Below are 25,679 nucleotides of genomic sequence, written 5' to 3'. Positions count from 1 at the left end.
TCCACACCCGGTGGCAAAGCGCCGGTCGATCGTTGGAAGCAGGAGCGCCGCCGGAGCTCTGGCGGTCTGTACCTACCGGAGGGAGCAGCCCATGAGCGTCAGCACCATAGACAGCGCGGCTTTGCGCCGTGCAATGGTCGATCAGTTGGCCGATGACCATGCGGCGAAGGGTCTGACGTTGCGGACTGAGGTGGAAGCCGCAATGCGGAAGGTGCCTCGCGAGCTGTTCACGCCCGGCCTTCCCCTGCAGGAGGCGTACGAGAACAGGGCGGTCATCACGAAGCGGCGCGGTGAGGAGAACATCAGCTCGGTGTCGGCGCCGTTCCTCATCGCGGAGATGCTCGGCCAGGCGGCCGATGCGCTGGGCGGTCTGAAGGGCCGTCACGTGCTGGAGGTCGGTAGCGGCGGCTACAACGCCTCGTTGCTGCGAGAGCTCGTTGGCGCGGCCGGTTCCGTGACCACAGTGGACATCGACTCAGACGTGACGGACCGGGCAGTCGCATGTCTCAAGGCGGCGGGCTACGACGATGTCAAGGTCGTGCGCGCCGATGCTGAACATCCTGTTGATCCCGACCGCCACTACGACTTGATCATCGTTACCGCTGGGGCGTGGGACGTCCCGCCGGCATGGTGCGAGCAGCTCACCGACGACGGTGTCCTGGTGGTGCCGCTGCGCACGTTCGGGATGACGCGATCGTGGGCGCTTCGCCGTTCTCGTGTCGGCCTGGTCAGCGTGAGCGAGCGGCAGTGCGGGTTCGTGCCGGTGCAGGGCGACGGGGCGTTTGACGTGCAGTACGTCGACGTGGCCGACGGGGTCCACCTGCGCCTCGATGAGGGCCAGCAGATTCCCTCTCAGAGCCTCGACGGCCTGCTTGAGATGCCCCGGCAGGAGGCATGGGCCGGAGTCAGCCTGCCTCCTCCCACCGTGCTGGCGGACTTGGATCTGTGGCTTGCGACGCGCATCGCCGCCGCAGGACAGGAGTTCGTGGTGTTGACCGCACAGGACGCGGCTATCTCGTCCGGTGTCGTCGCGCCGTCTTGGCGGTTTGGGACCCCTGCTGTCCTGCAGGACGACGGCACGTTCGCCTACCGGTCGGAGCTGCGCTGGAGTGGCGACGCGTTCGATTTGGGCGCGTACGCCCACGGCCCTGACACCGCCGCGGCGGCTGCGGCAGCGGGGCGAATGGTCGAGAACATGCGGGCTTGGGTGAGCGCGGGCTGTCCGGCGCCGGCGCTGCACGTTCTGCCCGCGCAGATCCCCGACGGCGACCTGCCGGCCGGGACGGCCTTGGACAAGCGGCACAGCCGCATCGTCCTGGCCTTCACCACTGAGGGAAGGAAGTCCTGATGGAGTTCGACGAGTACGAGGTCTGCCAGGAACACATGGACGGCGAGCTCAACCTCCGGCTGGTCGACGCTGGCCCGGCGTTGAGCGCGTACGCAACTGCCACCGACGACGGCTGCGGCTCGGGCAACACCGGCTCGAACGCCTGCTCCGGCGGCGGCAAGTAACAGCGGCGCCGCGCGGTGGGGTCCGACCTCACGAAGTCGGGCCCCACCCTCACATCCCTCCTTGCCCAGCCGGTTTTCAGGAGCGCGCGATGTTCCAAGCGACGGGTGCCGCCCTGATCAGGGCAGCGTCCTACCCTTCCGATCTGACGCTGCCGACGTGGCCCGACCTGGCAATCGAGCAGCCAGAGCAATGGCGGGAATGGCTACAGCAGGCCTGGGCGCTACCAGGGTTCGCCGCTGCCGTCACCCACGCTGCGCCACAGCTGACAGACCAGATCGCCCGCGTACTCGCCGACGAATCCGTGACCGGGCCGAGACTGCGCCGCGTGGTGGAGGCGACGCTCCGGTACCTCCTGAGGTGGACGACGCGCGCGACGCCGTTCGGTCGATTCGCCGGAGTCGCTCCCGTGCAGCTCGGGCCCCGCGCGGCAGTCCGCTGGGGTGCGGCGCACTGGGAGACGAGGTGCCCCGATGGCCGCTTCATCGCCGAGCACACAGCCAAGGTGGAACGCAACCTGCACGTGCTCCGCTCGGTCAGGGTCGTCACGAATCCGATCGGGTATCCGCGCGGCGGTACGTGGGTGGTGCCCTGCGGCCACAGCGACGGCGACCGGGTCAGCGACGTCGAAATCGACCTCACCGACCCGATACGACTAGCAGTGCAGCTCGCCAGCTCACCAATCGCGTTCGCCGACTTGACAGCCCGGATGATCGAGCGGACCCAAACGAACCTGCCAGACGGCGCCGAGCGGCTCCTTGCCGCACTCGTTGCCGCAGGCGTCCTCGTATCCGAGATCCGCCCGCCAGTGACGGTGACCGACCCAGTCGCTCACCTCAGTCAGCACATCGACCTGCCTGACCCCGGCGAGCGTGTCCAGGTCGACCTACGCGTCGACTGCGCCGTAACGCTGCCACCGGCCGTGGTCCGCGAGGCGTGCGAGGCCGCCGCAGCGCTCGTGAGCGTGGCACCGCGCCTACCGGGCTGGGCCGCCTACCACTCCGCGTTCATGGAACGCTGGGGGCCAGGCGCGGCCGTACCGCTGCGCGACGTCATAAGCGTCCTGGGCTTCCCAGCCGGTCACCGCGGCTCGCTGCGCCGCGGCCCGACGGAGCTGACTAAACGCGACGTCCTCCTCGCGGAACTCGCCCAGCGCGCGGCCATGCAGAACTGCGCCGAGGTGATGCTCGACGCCAAGCTCGTCGACCAACTGCGTGGCGACGATGATCGGCCTCCGGTCCCGCACACCGAACTTCAATTCACCCTTGCCGCAGCTACGCTCCGGAACCTCGACCATGGCGACTTCACGCTCACGGTCGTCAGCGGCGCCCGCCACGCAGGCACCGCAGCGGGCCGGTTTCTGCACCTGCTCACCCCGTCCGAACTCGCGCGGTTCTCGGACGTCTACACCAACCTGCCGACAGCCGTGCCGGGCGCGGACGCCGTACAGATATCCGGCCCTCCACTGGGCAGTCGGTTGGCCGCGCTCGCCCGCGCTCCCGAGCTGCTGCCCGTCCTGCCCGTCGGCGACTTCCACCCCGAACCGCAGTGGACGCTCGCGGACCTGGCCGTCGCAGGTGATGGTCAGCGGCTTTGGCTCGTGTCGCGTACGACAAGCCGGCCGGTCGAGCCCATGCTGCTCAACTGCCTGCTGTTACCGACGCTCCAGCAGCCGCTCATCCGGTTCCTGACGGAGATCCCCATCGCATGGACGGCGCCGTGCGTCCCGTTCGACTGGGGCCGCTGCCACAGCCTGCCGTTCCTGCCACGCGTACGGCGAGGCCGGTCGATCCTGCACCTGGCCCGCTGGACCATCACCGCAGCAGCCCTACCCGAGCACGGTGCGCCGTGGCACCAGTGGCGGGCGGCCTGGCAGCGCCACCGTGAACAGCACCGGCTGCCCGACGACGTACTCCTTGGCAGCGGTGACGCACGTCTACGCCTCGACCTGGACGACACCGCCCACCTGGCGCTGCTGCGCAGCCACCTCGACCGGCACAGACACGCCACACTCATCGAGGCGCCGGGACGGGCCGGCTGGATTGACGGCAGACCCGCCGAACTCCTGCTCACCCTGACCCGCACCCCGCCGCACGATGAGCTGCCTCCTCGACCTGCGCGGCCCGCCAGCACCGCGCAGCACCGCCCGGGCCAATCGCTCTGGCTGGACGCCCGCCTCACCGGCCGAACCGAGCACATCCTCGCCGACCTGTCGAAACGCCCCGAGGTGTTGCCAGCTGGCTGGTGGTTCCTGCGCTACCCCGATCCAGAACCACACCTGCGGCTGCGTATCCCACTAGGCGACGCCGACCAGTTCGCCAACGTCGCCCGCGACGTTGCCGCGTGGGCTGAGCGGCTTGACGAGCAGGGCCTCCTGGCTGACTACAGCCTGGCCACCTACCGACCCGAGACACGCCACGGCAGCGGCCCCACGCTCGCCGCCGCCGAAGCCGTGTTCGCCGCCGACTCCCGCGCCGTCCTCGCGGACCTGACCGGCGACCGGCACGCCATGACCGCCGCCAGCATGATCACCATCGCCGAGGGCTTCACCGGAGACGGCGCGCGCTGGATAACCGAATACATCCCGCGCCGCAGTGGCCCACGCCTGGACCACACCCAGCTCAATCAGGCCCGCCGACCCCACCGAGACGACGAACTGGCAGCGGCGCTCACCACGGCGCTGACGGCCTACCGGGCACTCGTCGACCGAGACGGCCTGGACCCGGACCAAGTTCTGGCCGACCTGCTTCACCTGCACCACGCCCGTATGATCGGCGTCGACCTCGCATCCGAACGGCACTGTCTGCGCATCGCCCGCGCTGCCGCCCACACCGCCCTCATCCGCGGCGCGTCGTGACCGGAGGGCAGTCACTCGCCGACGGGGCAGTCGGCATCGCCCTCTGGCATCTCGAAGCCGGCAGGTGGAACGCGGCGTACGACGCGTTCCAGCAGGCAACCGCCGACGGCGTCAGCGCCACCGACAACGCCAGCCTCTACTACGGCGTACCCGCGCTCGCGTTCGTCCTCGCCGCGTCCGACCGGCCCGCGCTAACCCGGGCTCAAGCCGTCGCCGCAGCTGGGACCGCCACGGTGGCCCGGCGTCGGCTGCACACCGCTCACCGTCGCATCGACCAACGCCAACAGCCCGCGTACGCCGAATTTGACCTCATCCGCGGCCTCACCGGCCTCGGTGTCGTCCTGCGCCGCATCGGCGACCTCGGTCTCCTCCGCGAGGTACTGACCTACCTCGTACGACTCACCGAACCCATCGGCGAACTCCCCGGCTGGTGGTGCCCACATGGGCCCAACCGCACCGAGCCAGGACCCACCGGAGGCCACAGCAACCATGGCATCGCCCACGGCATCACCGGCCCACTCGCACTCCTGGCGCTCACCCTCCGCGACGGCATCACCGTCGACGGACACACCCAGGCAATCGGCCGCATCTGCCAGTGGCTCGACACCTGGCAGCGCCACACCAGCACCGGGACGTGGTGGCCCCAAACCATCACCCTCGACGACCTCCATTGCGGCGACCCGAGCCAACGGCAACCACTCCGGCCGTCCTGGTGCTACGGCACACCGGGTATCGCCCGCGCCCAGCAGCTCACCGCGCTCGCCCTCGGCGACACCACACGTCAACGCCTCGCCGAGCGTGCGCTTATCGCCTGCCTGAACGACCTGACCCAGATCCGTCAACTCACCGACCGCAGCTTGTGCCACGGAACCGGCGGCCTTCTCACGACCGCACGCCGCATCGCCGCCGACGCCCTGATACCCATACCCCTCGCGCCACTGCAACGTCTTCACGAGCAGGCCCCAGAGACGACCGACGAACCCGCCGGCTTCCTCGACGGGACATCCGGTGCCGCCCTGGCCTCGATCGGAACCACGAAGACCTCATGGGACGCCTGCCTACTCCTTTGCTAACCCGCCAACATCGACCGGACGGCACTCATGGAACAGAACTCCTGGAAGCAGGTGAACCTCGCTTACCCCGGCCCAGACCCCAGGCAACGGGAGAGGCAAGCCGTCGAACACCTCACCCGCGTGCTACCCGCTGCCGAAGCCGAGGGCCTTATCACCTCGTGGTGGTTCATCCGCAAAGGCCCGTGGCGGATCCGCTACCTCCCCGCCACGCCCGCCAACGATCCAGTGCACCTACTCCTCACCGATACCGTCAACTGGACCACCCACATCTACGAACCCGAAACCCATGCCTTCGGTGGCGCCGCCAGCATGAACGCCGCCCACACCCTGTTCCACCACGACAGCCGCCACCTCCTGGACTACCTCAGCGACAACCGCGACGACCGGCGCGAACACGCACTCATCCTGTGCACCGCGCTCATGCGCGCCGCCGGCCTCGACATCAATGAGCAAGGCGACGTCTGGGCCAAGATCGCTGAGCAGCGCGCCGCGCTGGTAAGCCCAGCGCCCAACCAGGACCTTGGAGCATGGACTAAAGTCACCGCCGGCGTCCGCCACCTGTTGCTCGGTGCACCACGCGCGGGCGGCATCGCCAGCGACTGGCTGAGCGCCTTCGAAGACACCGGGAAGACGCTGCGCACCCTCGGCGAGTCGGGCACGCTTACACGAGGAATTCGCCGAATCACCGCGCTGCACATCATTTTCCACATGAACCGCCTCGGAATCCGGGCGAGCACCCAAGCCACCCTCGCCCGCACCGCTCAAGAGGCCATCTTCAACGACGCAAAGACGTGATGCTCAGAAGCTGATGGTCGAGTAGTGCCGAACGTCCCGCTCACTGTCTCCGAACCTCGATCGGCTCCGGTGATGGCCTGCTTCCTCGCCTGCCCTGGGGCAGAGGACGAGGTCGCTGACCTACTCGACCCGATGCCTGTGCTCGATCTGATCCCCCATCGAGGTAAGGCTTGCCGACGCATCGATCGAGCTGGCCGCAATTCCGATCGGCGCGGGTGATCCTTGTGGGGCAAGTCAACTCTCCGTACCTAGACACTGGCCGCTGCCGAGGAGGTTTTGCCGGCCAAGCATCCATGGTCGATCTTTCGCGGACATTTCCCTGATCAGGAGGCACTGGGCACGTTTAGTCGGCGGTGTACGGCGTCGCGATCACGGCGCTGGGATCAGTTGATCTAGGAACCTCTGGCGACGGTGGGTTGAGCTCGGGGTTCCGAATTCAATAATCGGGCGATATGGCAACTTTCGCCCAAGCGGAGTGCCTGGTAATGGTCGAAGTTGGTGAATCTATGCTGTTGAGCAACGGCTGCGCCCGGTCTTCGGACCGGGCGAGGATCGCAACCTGGTCTGGGTGTGGCGCAACCGGTGGCGCTGGCAGCGCTGCGCCCGGTCTTCGGACCGGGCGAGGATCGCAACTCCAGCATGGTCCGTGACACGCCCATGACCAACCGGCTGCGCCCGGTCTTCGGACCGGGCGAGGATCGCAACCCCGACGTCCAGCGCGTGCTGGCCGGCCTCCTGGCCGCTGCGCCCGGTCTTCGGACCGGGCGAGGATCGCAACGAGGAGCAGGCGGCGCAGTTGCAGGCCGCCGTTGGCGCTGCGCCCGGTCTTCGGACCGGGCGAGGATCGCAACAGCCCCTCGACAGGCACCAACCGGGTCATCGTCGGCGCTGCGCCCGGTCTTCGGACCGGGCGAGGATCGCAACAACGCCGACCAGGCGGCCCTGTTCGCCAAGCTCACCGCTGCGCCCGGTCTTCGGACCGGGCGAGGATCGCAACTCCGGGCCGGACGTCGCCTACGACTGGGCGAGCTACAAGCTGCGCCCGGTCTTCGGACCGGGCGAGGATCGCAACATGTAGGCGTCCACCAGCGCTGCTACCTCGCCGCGGGCTGCGCCCGGTCTTCGGACCGGGCGAGGATCGCAACCTCGCCGCACTGCTGGTCCTCGCCGCGCTGATGGACGCTGCGCCCGGTCTTCGGACCGGGCGAGGATCGCAACGAGTTCTTCGTCAACAAGATCCCTGGCGGGAAGCGGTGCTGCGCCCGGTCTTCGGACCGGGCGAGGATCGCAACAGGTTCAAGGGCCCTTCCCGCACGACCGTCACTTCGGGCTGCGCCCGGTCTTCGGACCGGGCGAGGATCGCAACACCAAGGCCGACGCGGACGCGCTGGTCGCCCGGATGCTGCGCCCGGTCTTCGGACCGGGCGAGGATCGCAACATGTCCCCTGCGTTGGGGTCCATCCAGCCGAACTGGCTGCGCCCGGTCTTCGGACCGGGCGAGGATCGCAACGCCTGGAAGCTGACCGCAGAGGGCCGCAACAAGCCGCTGCGCCCGGTCTTCGGACCGGGCGAGGATCGCAACCGGCTTCCGGCCCTCGCTGGACACCCGGTCCGCCTCGCTGCGCCCGGTCTTCGGACCGGGCGAGGATCGCAACCATGGCCTCAGCGTTGATCTGGGCTGCTTCGTCGGCGGGCTGCGCCCAGTCTTCGGACCGGGCGAGGATCGCAACCACAGGTTTGCTTGCTGAACTCTGCTGAACCCTGTTGCTGCGCCCGGTCTTCGGACCGGGCGAGGATCGCAACATCAGACACCGTCCCGTTCACGGGACGCGAGGGCCGAGCTGCGCCCGGTCTTCGGACCGGGCGAGGATCGCAACTGGTCGTGGCGCCGCAACCAGCGCGCGGGGGGTGCGCGCTGCGCCCGGTCTTCGGACCGGGCGAGGATCGCAACACCTTTCGCGGGTACGACAAAGCCCCGCCGGACACTCGCTGCGCCCGGTCTTCGGACCGGGCGAGGATCGCAACAACCACCTCACCCCCGAAGAGCACGAGAGGCACGCCGCTGCGCCCGGTCTTCGGACCGGGCGAGGATCGCAACTCGACCCGGCGGCCGCGGAGTAGCGCTGCCAGGTCGCTGCGCCCGGTCTTCGGACCGGGCGAGGATCGCAACAGCTCCGCAAGCCGGGACGCCACCCAGTGCGTACCGGCTGCGCCCGGTCTTCGGACCGGGCGAGGATCGCAACGACAGCTCTTCCAGCCAGTCCGGATCGGCGACGCCGCGCTGCGCCCGGTCTTCGGACCGGGCGAGGATCGCAACTGGTCCCCGAAGGTCAACATCCAGGTCGTCGCGAACGCTGCGCCCGGTCTTCGGACCGGGCGAGGATCGCAACGGGTTGATCACCCAGCCTGCGGCGTCCGCCCGGACTGCTGCGCCCGGTCTTCGGACCGGGCGAGGATCGCAACCTCGCCGTGGGTTCCCTTCAGCCCATCACTGTTCGAGCTGCGCCCGGTCTTCGGGCCGGGCGAGGATCGCAACTACGAGTGGCTCGACGAACAGGACGTGCCGTTCCGCAAGCTGCGCCCGGTCTTCGGACCGGGCGAGGATCGCAACCACGGCTTGCCGCCGAGCACCCTCAGCGGTTTGTCGCTGCGCCCGGTCTTCGGACCGGGCGAGGATCGCAACCTCATCGAGCACCGGCTCGTCGACCGCAACCCGGCGGGCTGCGCCCGGTCTTCGGACCGGGCGAGGATCGCAACCAGGACGACCCGTCGCTCTCCCCGGTGTTCTCGCAGACGCTGCGCCCGGTCTTCGGACCGGGCGAGGATCGCAACTTGGACACGGGGTGCCTCCTACAGGAAGATCCGCAGCTGCGCCCGGTCTTCGGACCGGGCGAGGATCGCAACTGGCCCTCGTGGCGCACGGTGTCGTGCCGGATGCCGGCTGCGCCCGGTCTTCGGACCGGGCGAGGATCGCAACTTGGTACGTCGCAAACTTTGCTGCCACCGCAGGTCAGAGCTGCGCCCGGTCTTCGGACCGGGCGAGGATCGCAACGTCTTCGTCACCCTCGCGGCCCTCCCACAACTGCGCGAGCTGCGCCCGGTCTTCGGACCGGGCGAGGATCGCAACTCCGGGACGACGCTGCGGATCAAGAAGCAGGACGGCACGGCTGCGCCCGGTCTTCGGACCGGGCGAGGATCGCAACTCCACTTCCGCCCACCCGCCGTACAGCCAGGACAGGAGCTGCGCCCGGTCTTCGGACCGGGCGAGGATCGCAACACCGCTCAGGAGTTCAACCGGGGTACCGGCATCGTGGGCTGCGCCCGGTCTTCGGACCGGGCGAGGATCGCAACATCGCCACCCGGCTGATCTCGCACCAGTGGTCGCCCCGCTTCGCCCGGTCTTCGGACCGGGCGAGGATCGCAACGCCGACACCCTCGCCCGGCAGATGCGCAAGGGCCACCGGCTGCGCCCGGTCTTCGGACCGGGCGAGGATCGCAACTGGCAGATCGTCGCCAAGCACGACACCACCGCCGACGCTGCGCCCGGTCTTCGGACCGGGCGAGGATCGCAACTCCGGTGACGTGAACATCATCGACGAGGCGTTCGCGTGCTGCGCCCGGTCTTCGGACCGGGCGAGGATCGCAACAAGCACGTAAGTTCGTCCCGTTACGACAGCAGCGCGCAAGCTGCGCCCGGTCTTCGGACCGGGCGAGGATCGCAACAAGGGCAAGCACCATCGGTTCAACGAACAGCTGCTGTAGCTGCGCCCGGTCTTCGGACCGGGCGAGGATCGCAACGCCGACGACCTGTCGCTGGTCGTCTCCCGCAACGCTCGCTGCGCCCGGTCTTCGGACCGGGCGAGGATCGCAACGAACCAGGGCTGGACGGTATGAGCACCGCGACGGAGAGCTGCGCCCGGTCTTCGGACCTGGCGAGGATCGCAACGACGTCTGCTGCGACGCGCCCGAGCTGCACTGGACGTGCTGCGCCCGGTCTTCGGACCGGGCGAGGATCGCAACCTGAGCGAATGCGGGCCAGTGGCCAGCACGCCCAGGAGCTGCGGCCGGTCCTCGGACCTGGTGAGGATCGCAACACCGGGCCCGCCCTGCGCACGTCGAGACCGCCCGCCGGCTGCGCCCGGTCCTCGGACCAGGCGAGGCTCGCAACCTGCTTGCCCATCGCGGCCGCCACCTCGGCGACGGACGCTGCGCCCGGTCCTCGCGGGCGAGGATCGCAACTTGGAGACGGATCAGAGTCGGACAGGCTGCACCCGGTGTTCGGATCGGGCGAGGATCGCAACGGTGGTGAGCCTGGCGAGAACGTTCCCTACGCCAACCGCTGCGCCCGGTCATCGGATCGGGCGAGGATCGCAACAACGACTTCAGCGCGACGTCGCAGCACGTCTGGACGCTGCGTCCGGTCCCCGGATGGGGCGAGGATTGCAACCAGCACCTTCGCCCCCGGCAGGAACAGTTGCGCGACGGGCTACGCCCGGCCCCGGACTGAGCGAGGATCGCAACACCGTGCTGGTCACCGCCACCGTCCCCGACGAGAGGCAGCTGCGCCCGGTCCTCGGACCGGGTGAGGATCGCAGGGGCGTGACCGGGTTCAGCGAGTTCGGGCGGGTGCGCGCTGCGCCCGGCCCTCGGAGCGAGCGAGGATCGCAACTGGACGCTTCAGGCCCTTGGACCGGGCGAAGCGGAGTCGAGACGACCACTGATCCCTCCGACGGACTGCGGTGTCTGCCGTCTAGGTCGGTGCCGAGGGTCGCAACACCGTGATGGTGTCGGATGTAGGTGCTGACATGGTCAGAGCTGGGGGCTGGGCCAGTCCGGCTCCCGGACGCCCAGACAACTATCCGACAGATTGTGAACTCGGCGTTGACTCCTCCTAGGGAGCATGACTCGATGGGTCGGTGATGGAGTCATTTGGTATGAGTTCCAGGGCTACGTGTGAGAGTTGAGGTTCCGCTAAGGGCGCATAGTCCCGCTTCCGGCACCGAGGTGTGGCACTCTCTCGAGGATCATCTGCGTGGCACGGCCATCCTTGCTCGGCGTTTCGCGGCGCCCTTTGGCGGCGGCGATCTGGCGTACTGGCTGGGTTTGCTGCATGACTGCGGCAAGGCCAGTGATGCCTGGCAGGAGCGGTTGTCGAAGGTTGCCGCTGGCGGCGGGCGAGTCGGAATCGACCACAAGGCGTTCGGCACCCGGGTCGCGTGGGACCGTGGTCTGGGTCGGTTCGCTGTCGGCATTTTCGGGCACCATGGTGGGCTCCTGGACCAGGGCGACTTCAAGAAAAAGTTGACGGCCGCGTTGAGGGATAACCTGCGGAATGTGGCGTCGGCGGAGGCTGCCCTGTCCCGTCTGCTGCCGGAACTGCCCGATGACCTGAGAGCCGCACTGCCTGAGCGTTGGCAGCAGGATCCGCTGGTGGGGGAGATGGCGTTGCGGCTGTGCTACAGCGCGCTGGTTGACGCCGATGGGTTGGACACTCACGCGCACCACCATCAGCTCGCCGCTCCGAGGGTGCGCCCGGACGCCGATTTTGGTCACCTGTTCGCCCTGTTCGAACGCCGGCGAACAGAGTCACTCGCGCAGCGTCCGCCGTCGCCGATCGATGGGCTGCGGGAACAGGTCTACACGGAGTCTCTCGTCGCTGCGGAGCGGCCCACCGGGATGTTCCGGTTGCACGCGCCGACTGGGGTCGGGAAGACCCTCGCCGCGGCTGGCTTCGCGCTGCGTCACGCGCAGCGGCGCGCTCTGCGTCGGGTGATCGTCGCGGTGCCGTTTTTGACCATCACGGAGCAGAACGCTGCCGTCTATCGGCAGATGCTCAATGAGGATGGTACGGAGCCTGTGGTGTTGGAGCATCACGGCCAGGTGGATTTCGATGCTCCTACGGCTGGGCGTTGGGCGCGTCAGGCTGCGGAGAACTGGGATGCGCCGTTCGTGGTGACGACGTTCGTGCGTCTGTTCGAGTCCCTCTACGCCCGCAAGCCGTCGGCGATGCGCCGGGTGCATCGGCTGGCGGGGTCGGTGATCGTGCTGGACGAGATTCAGGCGCTGCCGCACGACATGCTCGTACCGATCCTGAACGGCCTGCGTCTGCTGGTGGAGCACTTCGGGACGACGGTCCTGCTGTCGTCGGCTACCCAGCCTGAATTCTGGGCGTTGCAGACCTTCGCGGACCTGGATCGGTTCGAGTTGGTCTCGGAAGTGTCGGTGCTGAACGAGAAGATGCGGCGTGTGTCGTACGAGTGGCGGCTGGACGCAGGTCTGACCTTGGCTGACATCGCTGATGACGCCAGCATCGGGCTGGCTGCCAGCGGTGACGGTGGCGCGTCGGCGATGGTGGTGGTGAACACGACCGCGGATGCGCGGACGGTGTATGAGCGGTGGCAGGAGGAAGGCTTCGGTGATGTTGCCTGGCACCTGTCGACGCGGATGTGCCCGGCGCATCGGCGGCGGGTGCTGGAGGTGGTGATCCGGCGGTTACGTGCCGGTGAGCGAGTGCTCCTGGCGGCGACGCAACTGGTGGAGGCGGGCGTGGACCTGGACTTTCCGCTCGTGTATCGGGCGATGGCGCCGGCTGATTCGTTGCTGCAGGCCGCCGGTCGGGCCAATCGGGAAGGGCGCTTGGAGTGTGGACGGGTCGTCATCTTCGCTCCGTCGGACGGGGGGCAGCCTGAGGCGTACAAGAAGCTGGTCGGTGTGGCGAAGACCTGCTTCGGGCCCGACGTGGCCGATCCGGACAAGGCGTCGGCGTTGTCAAACTACTACCGTCGGGTCTATGACGCGCTCAATCTGACGGACCCGGGTCACGTTGGCCAACGCATCCAGCAGGCCCGTGAGCAGTGGGCGTTCCAGACCGTTTCTGACGGCCCGCTCACCGACGTCCGTAGCGGCCGTCGTGATCACAAACGCGCGTTCCGGCTCATCCGCGACGAGGGCATCTCCGTCGTGACCCCGCAAGGCGCGTCGACGGACGCGGAGTGCGCCACGCTCATCGACCTGATTGAGAAAATCCGCCACGCGCCGGTGCCGGACCTGCACGATCTGCGTCAGCTTCAGCCCTACACCACCACCGTGCACAGCGGTGTTCTCCGTAACCCGGAGGTGAAGGAACGGATGCGGCCGATCATCGGTGATGAGGTGCAGGTGGGTGCATTGGTGGAGTGGATCGGCGGATACGACCAGGCAACTGGCATCACCTTTGACCCGAGTTTCGAGGAGTTCGTGCTGTGACGACGGATTTGATCGACGGGGTGACCCTGCGGCGGAGCCGCGAGGGCGACCTGCCCGTGGTGGTTCAGGTCGCCGGCGAAGCCGCCCTGTTCTCCCGCCCGGAGCTGAAGGTAGAGCGGGTGAGCTACCCCGTCATGACACCTCCCGCCGCGGTGGGAGTGCTGGAGTCGATCTACTGGAAACCGGAGTTTCAGTACGAGATCGTGGCGATCGAGGTGCTCCGCCCAATCCGGCAGTTCACGATCCGCCGCAACGAAACCACGGACGTGGCACCGTTGGCGGAGGCGATCAAAGGCACCCGCCGGGTGGACACGGTGGCACATCGCGATCAACGCAATGCCGTGTGCCTGCGGGACGTGGCTTACCGCATCCACGCGCACATGGTGCCAGCTGCACATGCGGACAAGCCGGCTTCCGCGTACCGGGATCAGTTACGCCGCCGGGTCCGCCGGGGCGCCTGCTTCCAGCGTCCCTACCTGGGTACGAGGGAGTTCAGCGCGGAGTTCAGCTGGCCGGACGACACAGCCCCGCGCCAGCACGATCTGCATGAGGACATCGGCATCATGCTGCACTCGATTCACCGCGACGGTGGCGGCAGTCCTCGCATGGAGTGGTTCTCCGCCCGGGTGCAAGCCGGGGTTCTGTACGTGCCGCAGCGGGGGATAGAACTCGCCCTGCCGGGCGGGGGCATCTGATGTTGTTGCAGCGGCTCGTCGAGTACGCGGAGTCCAGTGCCGAGGTGACTCCGCCATTCTATGCCAGGAAGCCGGTACGGTTCCTGCTCTACATCGCCGCTGACGGCACGCCCGCCAACGCCGAGCTGGTCGATTTCGCGGATCCGGGAACCCCCGGGCAGCGCTTCGGGATCGACCGGTGGATGCCGAACGTCACCCGCACCGTAGGGGTCGCGCCGACGCTGGCCGCCGATACCGTCGAATATGTGCTGGGCTGGGTCGCCGAGGACGGCAAGGCCGACCGGGTGGCCAAGCAACACACCGCGTTCCGGGAACTGATCCGGGACTGGGCTGCCGCGGAGCCAGATGGCCCAGCTTCCGCCATCGCCGCCTTCTACGCTGGCGGTCACGCTCCGAAAGTCGTCACCGATCGGACGTGGAGCCGCGCCGACGTGGTGGCCTTCGTCGTCGACGGGCAGATCGCCACCGAACACGAATCAGCGAAGCGGTACTGGGCGGGCGTCGCCGCCGGGCGTAAGGGGCTCGGCCGAGCGGGCTACTGCCTGGTCTGCGGCCAGGTCCGCGACCTGCTCAAGACGATCCCGCAGCAGATTCCGCGTCGGTGGCTGCCCGGTGCCACCCAGAGCGCCTCGCTGGTGAGCGTCAACGAGGCGTCCCACGGCTATGAGCTGACGAAACTTCTCGCCCACACGCCGATCTGTGTTACGTGCGGTCTGACGTTCATGTCGTCGTTGAGGGCGGTGCTCTCCGATGAACGGCACAGCACCGCGCTACCCGGGCAGAACGCCCGTCTGGCCTGGTGGTTGGTCGGCGGCTCCCGCTTCGACCCCATGGCCCCGCTGGACGCCCCGGACCTCGACGACGCCCGCGCCCTGCTCGCCACCCCCCGCGACGGCATCGAACCCGGCGACGATGACCTGTCCACGTTCTGCTCGGTGACCGTCGGCGGCAACGTCGCCCGGGTCGTCATCCGCGACTGGGTGGAGATGCCGCTGCCCCGGGTCAAGGACCACATCCGTTCCTGGATCGACGATCACGAGATCGCCGACTGGTCCGGTGAGGTCACCCAGGTCCGGCTGACCCAGCTGGTCCGCGCGGCGGGCCGGTGGCAGGTCGGGCGCGGTGGCGCCCCCGGCAGTTGGGTCAAACTCGGTGCCAGGGGCGAGGACCGCCCGCCCGGCCTGCAACACGCGCTGCTGCGGGCTGCGCTGCTCCACAGCCCGCTGCCGCCGCGACTACTCACCCATGTGCTCAACCGAATCCGCACCGACGGCCGGGTCGATCCGGCACGCGCGGCCCTGATCCGGCTCGGCCTGCGCCGTCGGCCGGATCGACCCGACGAGTCTGAAAGGCTGACCCCCACGTTGAACTTGGACAACAACGACCCCGCCTACTTGTCCGGCAGGGCCTTCGCCGTTCTCGATGACCTTCAGCAGACGGTTTTCCGCGCGGCGAACCAGCCGCTGAACACCACCTTCGCCGAGCGGTATATGGGCCGGGCCATCACCAACCCGAGAGTCGTCCTGGTCAACGGGCAGCGGACCTCGACCGCCTGGTTGCGCCGCCTACGTGGACCGCTGCGCAAACCGGGCTGGGCCAGGGCGTACGCCACCCGACTCGACGACATCTTCGCCCAGATCGACACGAGCCGGGACTCGATCCCGAGCACCGCCGTCCTGGCGCAGAAGGCCCAGTTCGTCCTCGGCTTCCACCAGCAACGCGCTGCCATGCGCGCCGAGCGCATCGAGGCCGCCGCCAAGAAGAAGAACACCGACCTGCCGCCCGCCTCGGACGACCAGCCCACCACCGAAGGAGACGCCGAATGAGCGACACCCACCTCGACCCGGCCCGCCGCCACGACGCTGTGCTCCTGTTCGACGTCACCGACGGCAACCCCAACGGCGACCCCGACGGCGGTAACCAGCCGCGCACCGACGACGAGACCGGCCAGGGACTGGTCACCGACGTCGCCATCAAACGCAAGATCCGCGACACCGTCGCCCTGATGCGTGGCGACGACCCGAAGTTTGGGATCTTCGTCGAGGCTGGCCACGCGCTGAACACCCGCATCGAGGAAGGTCTCAAGGCCAATCCCGGTCGCGCCGACGAGGCGCAGCGGTGGCTCTGCGAGCACTACTTCGACATCCGGATGTTCGGCGCCGTCCTCAGCACCGGCACCACCAAGGGCGGTGCCGGACAAGTGCGCGGGCCGGTGCAGCTCACCTTCGCCCGCAGCGTCGATCCGGTCCTCCCCACCGATCACGCCATCACCCGGGTCACTCAAACCCGCCAGGCCGACATCGACAATGGCGAGCGGACCGAGATGGGCTCGAAATGGACCGTGCCCTACGGCCTCTACCAAGCCCGCATCTTCTACTCCGCCCCCCGCGCCGGAAAAACGGGCGTCACCACTGACGACCTCGCCGTCTTCTGGCGGGCGATCACCCTGATGTTCGACCACGACCGCTCCGCCACCCGCGGCGAAATGAAACTCTGCGGCTTGTATGTCTTCAGCCACCCCGACGCCCTCGGCGTCGCACCGGCGGCCAGCCTCACCGAACGCGTATCCCTCAGCCGCACCAACACGGAAAAGCCTGCCCGGCACCACCTGGACTACCAGTTGACCCTCGCCACCGACAACCTGCCCGAGGGAATCGAGTTCACCCCACTGGTGAATCTCTGGCCGTGACCCTGACGACCGATGGCGACGGCACCCTCGCCGAGATCCCGCTCTCCGCACTCGAGCACTACGCCTACTGCCACCGACAGACCGCGCTCATCCACGTCGAGGGCATCTGGGGTGACAGCGCGCAGACCGTACGCGGCGATCTGAGCCATCGACTGGTGGACCTGCCCGGCCTGACCCGGCGGGCAGGTCTCACCACCATCCGCTCCCTACCGGTGGGCAGCGCCGTGTACGGCCTGAGAGGCATCTGCGACGTGGTGGAATTCGCGGGCACCACCGCCACCCCAGTGGAATACAAAGTCGGCCGCTACGAACCAGACGGGCCCGCTGACCTCCAACTCGCCGGTCAGGCCCTGTGCCTTCTCGAAGCCGGATTCGACGTGCCCCTCGGATACATCTACTCCGTCGCCGAACGCCGCCGCCACCCGGTCACCATCAGCCCTGATCTGCTGCACCGGGTAGTGCAAGCGGCCGAGGCCATCCGGCGTCTCTTCGCGTCCCCACACCTGCCAGTGGCACGTAACGACACCCGGTGCCGCAAGTGCTCACTGCGCGACGACTGCCTACCCGATATGACCGACGGTCGACAGACCCGACCGGCAGCCGACCTATTCACCCCACGGCCGTTGGGACAGTGGCGTGACTGAACTACTCAACACCCTCTACGTACAAACTCCCGGAACCAGCCTGCACCTCGACGGCGACACCGTCCGCGTCTACCACCCAGAACAGACCGGACGACGCCTGCTGCCCCTGACCCGAGTCGACCACCTGGTGCTCTTCACCGGCGTGACCATCACCGACGACCTGCTGCTGCGCTGCGCCGACGACGGCCGATCCGTCAGCTGGCTCACCGGCATGGGCAGATTCAGAGCCCGCGTCGTCGGCCCCACCAGTGGCAACCCACTCCTGCGACAAGCCCAGCACCGCGCCGTCGACAACCACGACCACCGAATCAAGATCGCCAAAGCCATGGTTGCCGGCAAGATACACAACTCCCGCCAAGTTCTGCTCCGCGCCGGCCGCGATACATCCGGTCACAGGCAGACCGCGCTACGCGCATCCGCGGAACTCATCGCCCAACGACTGGAACTGCTCAAGAGCGCCGAGAACATCGACAGCGTGATCGGCACCGAAGGCATCGCCGCACACGACTACTTCGCCGCCCTGCCATACCTGGTCACCGACAAGCAGTGGCGCGGCACCGGCCGAACCAAAAGACCACCCACCGACCCCGTCAACTGCCTCCTGTCGTTTCTGTACGGCATGCTCCGAGTCGCCGTACACGGCGCACTCGAACAAGTCGGCCTCGACCCCTACATCGGGTTCCTCCACGCCACCCGCCCTGCCAAGCCGGCACTCGCACTCGACCTGATGGAAGAATTTCGCCCCCTCCTCGCCGACCGACTCGCCTTCACCCTGCTCAACCGACGAGAACTCTCCGCCGACGACTTCGAGCTACTCCCCAACGGCGCATACCGACTCACCGAGACCGGCCGAAAAAACACCCTCAACGCCTGGCAGACCGCACGACGACGAGCCTGGCCGCACGCCCAACTCAACCGCGAAATAGAAGGCGCCGTTCTCCCGCTCGTGCAAGCACGCCTGCTCGCCCGGCACCTCCGCGGAGACCTCGCCACCTACCGCCCCTGGACAGTCAACTGACGTGGACATCCTCATCACCTACGACGTCGAAACCATCACCCCAGCAGGCCAGAGGCGGCTGAGGAAAGTCGCCAAAATCTGCGAAGCGTACGGACACCGCGTCCAGAAATCCGTCTTCGAAGTCGTCTGCCGTGACACCGACAAGGTAAAACTCGTCGCAGCCCTGCAAGGTGCCATCGATCCCACCCGCGACAGCATCCGCATCTACCGCCTACCGGCCAACGCACTCGACAACGTCGAACACCTGGGGCTGCCACGACACGCCGACCCCCGCGGCCCGTTCGTGATTTAGGAACCCCCAGCGACCACCCAGAGAGCCTGACGTTCCCAACCAATAAATCATTACTAATCGGGACTTCTGGGGTGCTGTTGTGAATGTCTAGCTAGAGACAAGCTTGAATAATGGCTGTTCATGAGCCGCTGCGCCCGGTCCCCGGACCGGGCGAGGATCGCAACGTCGAGCAGGTCCGCCCACGTCTCATCGTCCAGGTCGCTGCGCCCGGTCCCCGGACCGGGCGAGGATCGCAACCTAAATCTCGGAGGCCCTGGCGCGCCAGGGCATACAGGCTGCGCCCGGTCCCCGGACCGGGCGAGGATCGCAACGAGGTAAACGCCGTCCACGTCGGGGTGTACGCCACCCAGGCTGCGCCCGGTCCCCGGACCGGGCGAGGATCGCAACTCGAGCAGTGCCGCAATGCCGGCGGCCAGTCCCGCCGGCTGCGCCCGGTCCCCGGACCGGGCGAGGATCGCAACTCCTCCGTGCGGTGGATGCGTGGTTGGTCAGCGCACCGCTGCGCCCGGTCCCCGGACCGGGCGAGGATCGCAACACCTCACGCTCAAGGCTCGCCCGATCCGCCCGGTCCGAGCTGCGCCCGGTCCTCGGACCGGGCGAGGATCGCAACAACACCAGCAAAGACAACAAGGCGGCCCTGCTCTCGGCTGCGCCCGGTCCCCGGACCGGGCGAGGATCGCAACCCCGCGCGGACGTCCGCCGGCAATGCCCGCCAGCCGCCGCTGCGCCCGGTCCCCGGACCGGGCGAGGATCGCTACCTCGGCTGCGGCGATCTCCTCGCCTGCCTTGTCGTAGCTGCGCCCGGTCCCCGGACCGGGCGAGGATCGCAACCTGACCGAGGTGCTGTGTATGGAGGTGCCGAACCTGGCTGCGCCCGGTCCCCGGACCGGGCGAGGATCGCAACGCCCACGCGGCGTCGGTGTCGTCCTCCCACGACTTCGCTGCGCCCGGTCCCCGGACCGGGCGAGGATCGCAACGCCGGCCTGATCGTCAGTGCCGTCTCCGACCGGATGGCTGCGCCCGGTCCCTGGACCGGGCGAGGATCGCAACAAAGGGCCAGCCGCACGAGGTGCACGAGGATCTGATCGGCTGCGCCCGGTCCCCGGACCGGGCGAGGATCGCAACGTCGTACCCGGGGGCGGGACGCGGGCAGGCTGGCTAGCTGCGCCCGGTCCCCGGACCGGGCGAGGATCGCAACAGCGCCGGGGAAGGCGGCCTCTACGTCACCGACGACGCTGCGCCCGGTCCCAGGACCGGGCGAGGATCGCAACGCCAAGCCATCCGCGTTTTCCGGCGGCACGTTCTTGCTGCGCCCCGTCGCTAGACCGGGCGAGGATCGCAACGCCGGAGACAACGTCGCGCAGATGACCGCCTCGGGCGCTGCGCCCGCTCGCTGGACCGGGCGAGGATCGCAACTACTGCGACCCGGCCCACTGGCAGGACTACGTCGACAAGTTGCGCCCGGTTCTCGGAACGACGAGGACCGAGTGCAGCATCCCTGGCCGGCGAAAGACGAAGGTGCGATGCAGTTCACCGTCGTGCTCTATAGGTCGTGACGCTAGGTAGTGGCCCGTGCGGGTCAACTGCCCTAGAGGCGGCGCGGTTTTGCTCGGGGGCTCCATCTAGTTTCAGTCTATGTTGCACATTGCTGGTCGTTTGACTAGGCGCGGGGTAGCGCACAGTAAGCAAAATTCTCCGTGCCGGGCCTGCACGCACTCTGGGGCAATCCTGGGGAAAGCGGCGGATGGCTGAATTTTCCCAGCTCAGGGGCCGCGCCCTCGTTGTTCACCCAGATTTACGAGCACTACGACGAGCCGAAGAGAGGGCTCTGGCTTGGCTCGGTGACTACCTCAGGAGGATGCGCGAGGCCGGCGTCAACATCCGCGTGGCGAATTTGTCAAGGAGCGGCGTGAAGGTCTGTGCTGACGCAACCCCACTAGAGACGCTGTCGCGGCAGTCGCAGCAGTGACACCTGCTCGACCGCAGGCACCGCGCTCGTACCGCGTCTCCGCTGGGCGGGGTGTCCGAGGGCCTGCGGGCCTGCGGGCCTGCGCAACGAACTACCGATACACGGAACAGGCCGGGGCCGAGCACTTCCGGCCGGTGGCCCGGGGCCTTGGTCGAGCTGCGGGATAGCCTGGGTTCTTAGGGCGAGGCGGCGCAGGCCTGGCGGCTCCTGGCGCGCACCAGGTGGGTGAGCTGGACGGGCCGTCGAGGGCATCGGGGGTGGTCCGGCATGGCAACGGAGGCGCTGACCGAGGCCACGACCAGTTTGAGTTGTCGGCCTTGCAATCAAGGATGTCGCCGCGCTGCCGGGCCGCGCGGTGCCCGAGGTCGTGGATGCGCACGTATCAAGCCGGCGTTCCTGCGCATGTGAGGGCTCGTTCGGGATGAGACTGAAGGAGTAGAGGGGCCTACTCCCGGGAAACACCATAGTGACCCTTATGGAACGAGATCTCCGGCAGCAACGAGCAGAAGCCGACCAGTAGCTCCACTCTGGCTGCCGCCTACCGCTTCGCCCCAGCGCGCTGGCGCCGTTTCCGCCGTCGCACCAGCGTGGTGACGCCACCGGCGGCCACGAGCGCCGTCACGATGGTCACGATGTGTGGGGCCGACCAATTCGTCACGTCGAGGATCGACCGCCCGACCTGCTTCGCGGTGAATCCACCGGTTCGCTCGACCTTGAGATTGATGCTCACCGTCTCCCGGGGGACGAGTTCCTGGTTCGTCTCGGCCGAGAGGACGAAGACAGAGGCCCTGAGCGTGTACTCACCGGGCTCCTTCGCGCGAACATCCCACACCCACAGCCCGGCGTCGGTCGGGTCGGTGAGTGGCTGCGTGTTGTCCTGCGCGGTGACCAAGTTCTTGATCTCCACGGCGCTGTCGGCGGTAGCAAGAGTGACGCCAACGCGGCCACCAAGGCGCACGTCCGCGTCGTTTATCTCCGGGTTTGAGGGGGTGCCGCCCGTGCCGGACGGGCTGACGCACAAATCGTCGGTGTTCGCCGGTCCGCAGATTAAGACTCGTACGTCGAACCAGTCTGTGACCTTCACGCGTCGATCGGTCACCACGTGCAGCTCGCCTTTGAACAGGTCGCGTCGTTCATTCTGCACGGTTGCCTGGTATGCGTACTGCTTCGAGCCGTTATCAACGTGGCTAGCCGGTCTGACCGGATCGACGAGGATGGCGATCACTGCTGTGCCGCCACAACACAGGAGGAGTATCGAGAGGGCGACGGATCCGAGCACCAGGGCAACACGCAGGCCAGGGCTCAGCAACCTGTATCGGGTGAATGCCATCTAAACCCTTTCGCTGTCATCACCGCCACTGATTGACCAGGGGGAAGTGCACGTTGCCTCTTGAAAGGCTTGGTACGCAAGCGATATGTATGCCGCGGGTAGTTCGTGCTGCAGCCAACGGTGGGGCCGCCACCCGTTCGTTCGTGTCCGGGAGCAGGGCGCCTGACGCACGACTGGCGGGCTTCACTCGGTTACAGCTGGGGTAGCCACGGCCTGACGTCATCATCGGCTCGAATTTACGAGGTAGGCGACGGGGAGTCTCCGTAACCTTCGGTGATTCGCAGGACTAGTTCGGGCTGCAGTTCAGCTAATGCTGGGAGCGGAGTCAGCCATGATCCCACAGCGAAAGCACGTGCGAAGAGGTGCTGGCCTGCCGGTAGTCCGATGACACGGGCAATCTCCGTCAGCGTCTTGGCATGCAGGTCAGGCATGGCGATCGTGGTGGCGACTGCTTCCGCTCGTTCAGGTTCGTGGGCAGCGGCGGCCACCGCGACTGCGGCTAGGGCATTCTCCTGTTCGCCGAAAGCCGGATCGACCCCGCGCGCGATTCGTTCCGCCCGATCGCTGTCGCCGGCGGCCGCAACCAGTCGCGCGACCTCGGTCATCTCCCGGGACAGCCAGCTATTCGCACCACGCAGGAAAGAGATGGTCTGCTCGGCGCGGTCGCAGTATCCGGCTTCGGCCAACGCCCGTGCTACTTCAGCCACAATATTCAGAGCATCGCTCCGCTCGACCATCGTGGTCGCGATCCGTAGGGCGTGCTTGACGTCGTCTGCGGCGACGAGAGCGCTTGCGATCTCGACCAGGATCCGGGTCTCCCTGGGCCCGTGCCGAGACGCAGCTATTTCCTCGGCTGCTTCCCAGGCCAAGGCCCGGCTACGCGACTGTTCGCCGGCTGCCGCTAGCGCCTTGGCTGCCAGGGCCATGGCTTTGGTCCGTCGGTGACGGGCGGTGATGGTCCGGGCTGCGTCCTCGGCCATCAGAGCCAGGTTGCGGACCCGATCCTGCCGACCTGCTGTGGCTACCTGGACTAAGGCGCCGACGCGGTCGGCTGGATCGAGGATGCTGCAGGCGATCGCCTCCGCGTGCTGTGAGTCACCGGCAATCGCCGCTGCCCGGGCGGCGGCGGTCAACGCTTGCGCCTGCTGGGAGGCCGCCGGGATGGTACGTGCGACCTGCTCCGCTGCCTGAGCCGAGATCACGGCTTGTGCGCGGTCACCAGATTTGGCCACCGCCTCGGCGACCGCTGCTAGGGCCAGGGCTTGCTGGTAGATCGCGGGGACCATCGCTGCGATGCGCCTTGCCCGCTCGGGGTCACCGGTGGTGGCCTTTGCGACTTCTGTTAGCGCCTGGATGCGCCGATCTGGGTCGGTCAGTGCGTCGGCGATCCGTTCTGCTCGATCCACGTCGCCGGCGATGGCCACTGCCTTGGCGATGACGGTTAGCTCTGCGGCGTCCCCGCCGCTGCTCGCCGTCGAGCGGGCAATCTTCTCGGACCGCGAGGCTAGGATCCGGGCTCGCTCATAGTCCCCCTTAGCCGCGGCCGTCAGGGCGACCGCCGCCAAAGCTCGTGCCTGCTCGCTGGGCCGGCGGATGGCAAGGGCTATGTCTTCGGCTCGGCCTGGGTCGCCAGCGGTCACGGCCGATGACTGCTGCTCCGTCTCATCATCGTTTGCATACGCCGTACCGGTAGTGGCGGCGGAGATCCGAGCGACCACCTGGAGCGTCTGCAACCGCAGACTTCGGGCCGTTATGGAGGCGGCAATCAGCTCCGCCTGATGGACTGCGCCGGCAATCGCCACCGTGCGTGCGATGCTGGCCAGCGCGCGGTTACGGTCGACATACGTCGGCACCTCATCGGCCGCCCGCCTGGCCACTTGCGCCCACCTGTCCGCCTCCTCCCGGTCATCTGCGGCGGCCATCGCACGGGCAACCTCGGCGAACACTCTCGCTTTCACAATAGGGTCCGTGACGCTCAGCGCGACCTGGGCGGCGTCGGTGGCCCACCTGGCGGCGCTGGCCTTGTCATCAGCGCCCGCGAATGCCCAGGCTGCTTCTGCCAGGGCCCGCACCTGCTGGGTCTTGTTCGGAATGCTGTGCGCGAGTGACTCGGCGCGGACGGAGTAACCCAGCATGGCCCACAACGCCGGCAGGTTCGTCGGTATGGCGGTGTTGCGCTCCCGCAGGGCAGCCCTGTGGCGGGAAAGTCGAGCAAGGGCGCCCAAATCCGGCTCGGGCCCGTTCAGGATGAGCTTTTGAACCTCGACGATCTCGTTCAATACGGCGGCATCCCCGCCACTGAGATCGAGCATCCGATCCTGTCTTACGGTGTCAGTCGCCAGTGCGACCAACCGCTCCGTGTCGCCGATCTCGGCGAGCATTCGTGGATAGTCCCGCAGCAGGTATTCAGGGGTGTTGGGCGGCCACGGTGTGCCGCCGCCGTGCCTGCGATAGCTCTCGGCCCAGATTTGCAGACGCTCGCGGTAGACGGCGAGGCGTTGTGACCCTAGGTACTCGACGGCGGTCCGCTGTAGTTCCTCATGACCGAGTAGGTAGACCTCGTCGGCTTCGGCCGACCAAGCGCCGCCTCGGCGGGTGAAGGTACGGCCAGCCACGGTGTGGAGCACGTCCTCGACGGTCACAAGGTCTGCGCCGGTGAGCTCACGCAGATCGGTCTGGGATAGCCCGCCGCGCGAGGCGGTCAGTAAACCGAGAAGGTCACGCTCGATGTCCGACCCCTTCAGGATGCGGCGAAGTTCAGCCCTGCTGAGCCGTCTCTTATCGGTAGCGTGCGGTGAGGCGTCAAGCCGACGGATAGTCCTCGGATCGCCCAGTGGATGGGAGCTGTGCACGTCAACGGGGAGGGGCGGATTCGGCCGGCCTGCAACGATGACGCGCATGCCGTGCGGGGGATTGGTCGGCAGCAGTCCGGCGATGCTGGTGGAGTTCGGTCCCAGGGAAGCGTCGCGTTCTTCGTCTAGGCCGTCAACGACCAAAACAAGTCTTCCACCGGCCTCCTGACACACCGCTGCGGCCTCGCGGAGCAGTGTGAGCATCAGGGTCTCGCGGGTGCTCTCGTCGGCAATGGTCGAAAAGTCCTTGCCGGTTAGCGCGCACAGTTGGCCGAGTACAGCCCCGGTGAACGCCTCGCGAGTGTCCTGCCCGGCTTGCCAGGCGGTGATGAAGAACGACACGACCTGCACCCCGGCGGCGGCCAGCGCGGTTGGCGGATCCAGCACGAACGTCGATAGCAGCGCGGACTTGCCGGCCCAGGCGTCGGCGCGCCACCAGGCGTACGGTCCTCGGTCGTTCTCCGTGCAGAAGGCTGTCAGCTCGGCCAGCTCAGCGTCGCGATCGAGCAACTCCGGAGGCGCGATGCGCCGCACCTGCTCGAGGTAGACCGGCTGTGCCGCCTGCCGTGAGCGCGGCACGGTGATCTGGAAAACGTTGGTTGTGATCGGCGCGGAGTTGTCGCCACCCACATAGACGGCGCCCTCGCCTACTGGGAGTGGCGCGGCCGGTTGGCGCTTGCCGAGGATCACGACTGCGGCTCCACCAGGAC

At 67.8% G+C, this 25,679-nt stretch carries 14 protein-coding genes and 2 CRISPR repeat arrays; of the genes, 12 read left to right on the top strand and 2 right to left on the bottom strand.

Annotated features, from left to right (window positions below):
* The first annotated feature begins 91 nt into the window (after positions 1 to 91).
* From fxlM to cas2, 12 genes are all read left to right on the top strand, one after another.
* Entirely contained in the window at positions 92 to 1,348 is a 1,257-nt protein-coding gene (gene fxlM / locus OG992_RS33350; protein WP_266305482.1) for a methyltransferase, FxLD system, read from the top strand.
* A gap of 35 nt (positions 1,349 to 1,383) precedes the next feature.
* Positions 1,384 to 1,512, top strand: a complete 129-nt coding sequence (gene fxlA / locus OG992_RS33345; RefSeq protein ID WP_266305537.1) for an FxLD family lanthipeptide — start codon at positions 1,384 to 1,386, stop codon at positions 1,510 to 1,512.
* A gap of 89 nt (positions 1,513 to 1,601) precedes the next feature.
* Positions 1,602 to 4,367, top strand: a complete 2,766-nt coding sequence (locus OG992_RS33340) for a lantibiotic dehydratase (protein WP_266305481.1) — start codon at positions 1,602 to 1,604, stop codon at positions 4,365 to 4,367.
* A complete protein-coding gene (locus OG992_RS33335; protein WP_266305480.1) occupies positions 4,364 to 5,440 on the top strand; it encodes a lanthionine synthetase C family protein in 1,077 nt (358 codons plus the stop codon). The genes OG992_RS33340 and OG992_RS33335 overlap by 4 nt, the downstream gene beginning before the upstream one ends.
* A 27-nt stretch (positions 5,441 to 5,467) precedes the next feature.
* The gene (locus OG992_RS33330; RefSeq protein WP_266305479.1) at positions 5,468 to 6,235 is read left to right on the top strand and encodes a thiopeptide-type bacteriocin biosynthesis protein; all 768 of its coding nucleotides are present in this window, start codon (positions 5,468 to 5,470) and stop codon (positions 6,233 to 6,235) included.
* A gap of 522 nt (positions 6,236 to 6,757) precedes the next feature.
* Positions 6,758 to 10,477: direct repeats of the CRISPR family, unit length 37 nt; unit sequence GCTGCGCCCGGTCTTCGGACCGGGCGAGGATCGCAAC.
* 762 nt (positions 10,478 to 11,239) lie between these two features.
* Positions 11,240 to 13,480 carry a CRISPR-associated helicase Cas3' gene (cas3, locus tag OG992_RS33325; protein ID WP_266305478.1) on the top strand — a complete coding sequence of 747 codons (2,241 nt, stop codon included), beginning with the start codon at positions 11,240 to 11,242 and terminating at the stop codon, positions 13,478 to 13,480.
* An 8-nt stretch (positions 13,481 to 13,488) separates the two neighbouring features.
* Positions 13,489 to 14,175 carry a type I-C CRISPR-associated protein Cas5c gene (gene cas5c, locus OG992_RS33320; RefSeq protein WP_266305536.1) on the top strand — a complete coding sequence of 229 codons (687 nt, stop codon included), beginning with the start codon at positions 13,489 to 13,491 and terminating at the stop codon, positions 14,173 to 14,175.
* Entirely contained in the window at positions 14,175 to 16,001 is a 1,827-nt protein-coding gene (cas8c, locus tag OG992_RS33315) for a type I-C CRISPR-associated protein Cas8c/Csd1 (RefSeq protein ID WP_266305477.1), read from the top strand. The genes cas5c and cas8c overlap by 1 nt, the downstream gene beginning before the upstream one ends.
* Positions 15,998 to 16,864, top strand: coding sequence for a type I-C CRISPR-associated protein Cas7/Csd2 (gene cas7c, locus OG992_RS33310; RefSeq protein ID WP_266305476.1), 867 nt, complete (start codon positions 15,998 to 16,000; stop codon positions 16,862 to 16,864). The genes cas8c and cas7c overlap by 4 nt, the downstream gene beginning before the upstream one ends.
* The gene (gene cas4, locus OG992_RS33305) at positions 16,861 to 17,508 is read left to right on the top strand and encodes a CRISPR-associated protein Cas4 (protein ID WP_266305475.1); all 648 of its coding nucleotides are present in this window, start codon (positions 16,861 to 16,863) and stop codon (positions 17,506 to 17,508) included. The genes cas7c and cas4 overlap by 4 nt, the downstream gene beginning before the upstream one ends.
* Positions 17,501 to 18,526: a type I-C CRISPR-associated endonuclease Cas1c gene (gene cas1c / locus OG992_RS33300; protein WP_266305474.1), complete on the top strand. Its 1,026-nt coding sequence runs from the start codon at positions 17,501 to 17,503 to the stop codon at positions 18,524 to 18,526. The genes cas4 and cas1c overlap by 8 nt, the downstream gene beginning before the upstream one ends.
* 1 nt (position 18,527) lies before the next feature.
* Complete coding sequence (cas2, locus tag OG992_RS33295) at positions 18,528 to 18,818, top strand: CRISPR-associated endonuclease Cas2 (RefSeq protein ID WP_266305473.1); 291 nt, start codon at positions 18,528 to 18,530, stop codon at positions 18,816 to 18,818.
* Positions 18,819 to 18,945: 127 nt separating this feature from the next.
* A CRISPR array of direct repeats spans positions 18,946 to 20,234; the repeat unit is 37 nt; unit sequence GCTGCGCCCGGTCCCCGGACCGGGCGAGGATCGCAAC.
* A 1,091-nt stretch (positions 20,235 to 21,325) separates the two neighbouring features.
* On the opposite strand, the gene OG992_RS33290 is transcribed toward cas2, so the two are convergent.
* Both OG992_RS33290 and OG992_RS33285 read right to left on the bottom strand, forming a co-directional pair.
* Positions 21,326 to 22,117 (bottom strand): hypothetical protein, encoded by a 792-nt coding sequence (locus tag OG992_RS33290; protein ID WP_266305472.1) that lies wholly within the window; start codon positions 22,115 to 22,117, stop codon positions 21,326 to 21,328.
* Between the two features lie 236 nt (positions 22,118 to 22,353).
* Positions 22,354 to 25,659 (bottom strand): hypothetical protein, encoded by a 3,306-nt coding sequence (locus OG992_RS33285; protein WP_266305471.1) that lies wholly within the window; start codon positions 25,657 to 25,659, stop codon positions 22,354 to 22,356.
* Positions 25,660 to 25,679 lie beyond the last annotated feature (20 nt).

This window comes from Micromonospora sp. NBC_00362, from assembly GCF_026342155.1.
Taxonomy (GTDB): Bacteria; Actinomycetota; Actinomycetes; order Mycobacteriales; family Micromonosporaceae; genus Micromonospora; species Micromonospora hortensis.
This window is presented reverse-complemented; position numbering and strand designations above follow the sequence as displayed.

Excerpts from the sequence above, each read along its gene's own strand:
- fxlM (WP_266305482.1), top strand. The coding sequence starts at position 92 with ATGAGCGTCAGCACCATAGACAGCGCGGCTTTGCGCCGTGCAATGGTC.
- fxlA (WP_266305537.1), top strand. The coding sequence starts at position 1,384 with ATGGACGGCGAGCTCAACCTCCGGCTGGTCGACGCTGGCCCGGCGTTG.
- OG992_RS33340 (WP_266305481.1), top strand. The coding sequence starts at position 1,602 with ATGTTCCAAGCGACGGGTGCCGCCCTGATCAGGGCAGCGTCCTACCCT.
- OG992_RS33330 (WP_266305479.1), top strand. The coding sequence starts at position 5,468 with ATGGAACAGAACTCCTGGAAGCAGGTGAACCTCGCTTACCCCGGCCCA.
- cas8c (WP_266305477.1), top strand. The coding sequence starts at position 14,175 with ATGTTGTTGCAGCGGCTCGTCGAGTACGCGGAGTCCAGTGCCGAGGTG.
- cas7c (WP_266305476.1), top strand. The coding sequence starts at position 15,998 with ATGAGCGACACCCACCTCGACCCGGCCCGCCGCCACGACGCTGTGCTC.
- OG992_RS33290 (WP_266305472.1), bottom strand. The coding sequence starts at position 22,117 with ATGGCATTCACCCGATACAGGTTGCTGAGCCCTGGCCTGCGTGTTGCC.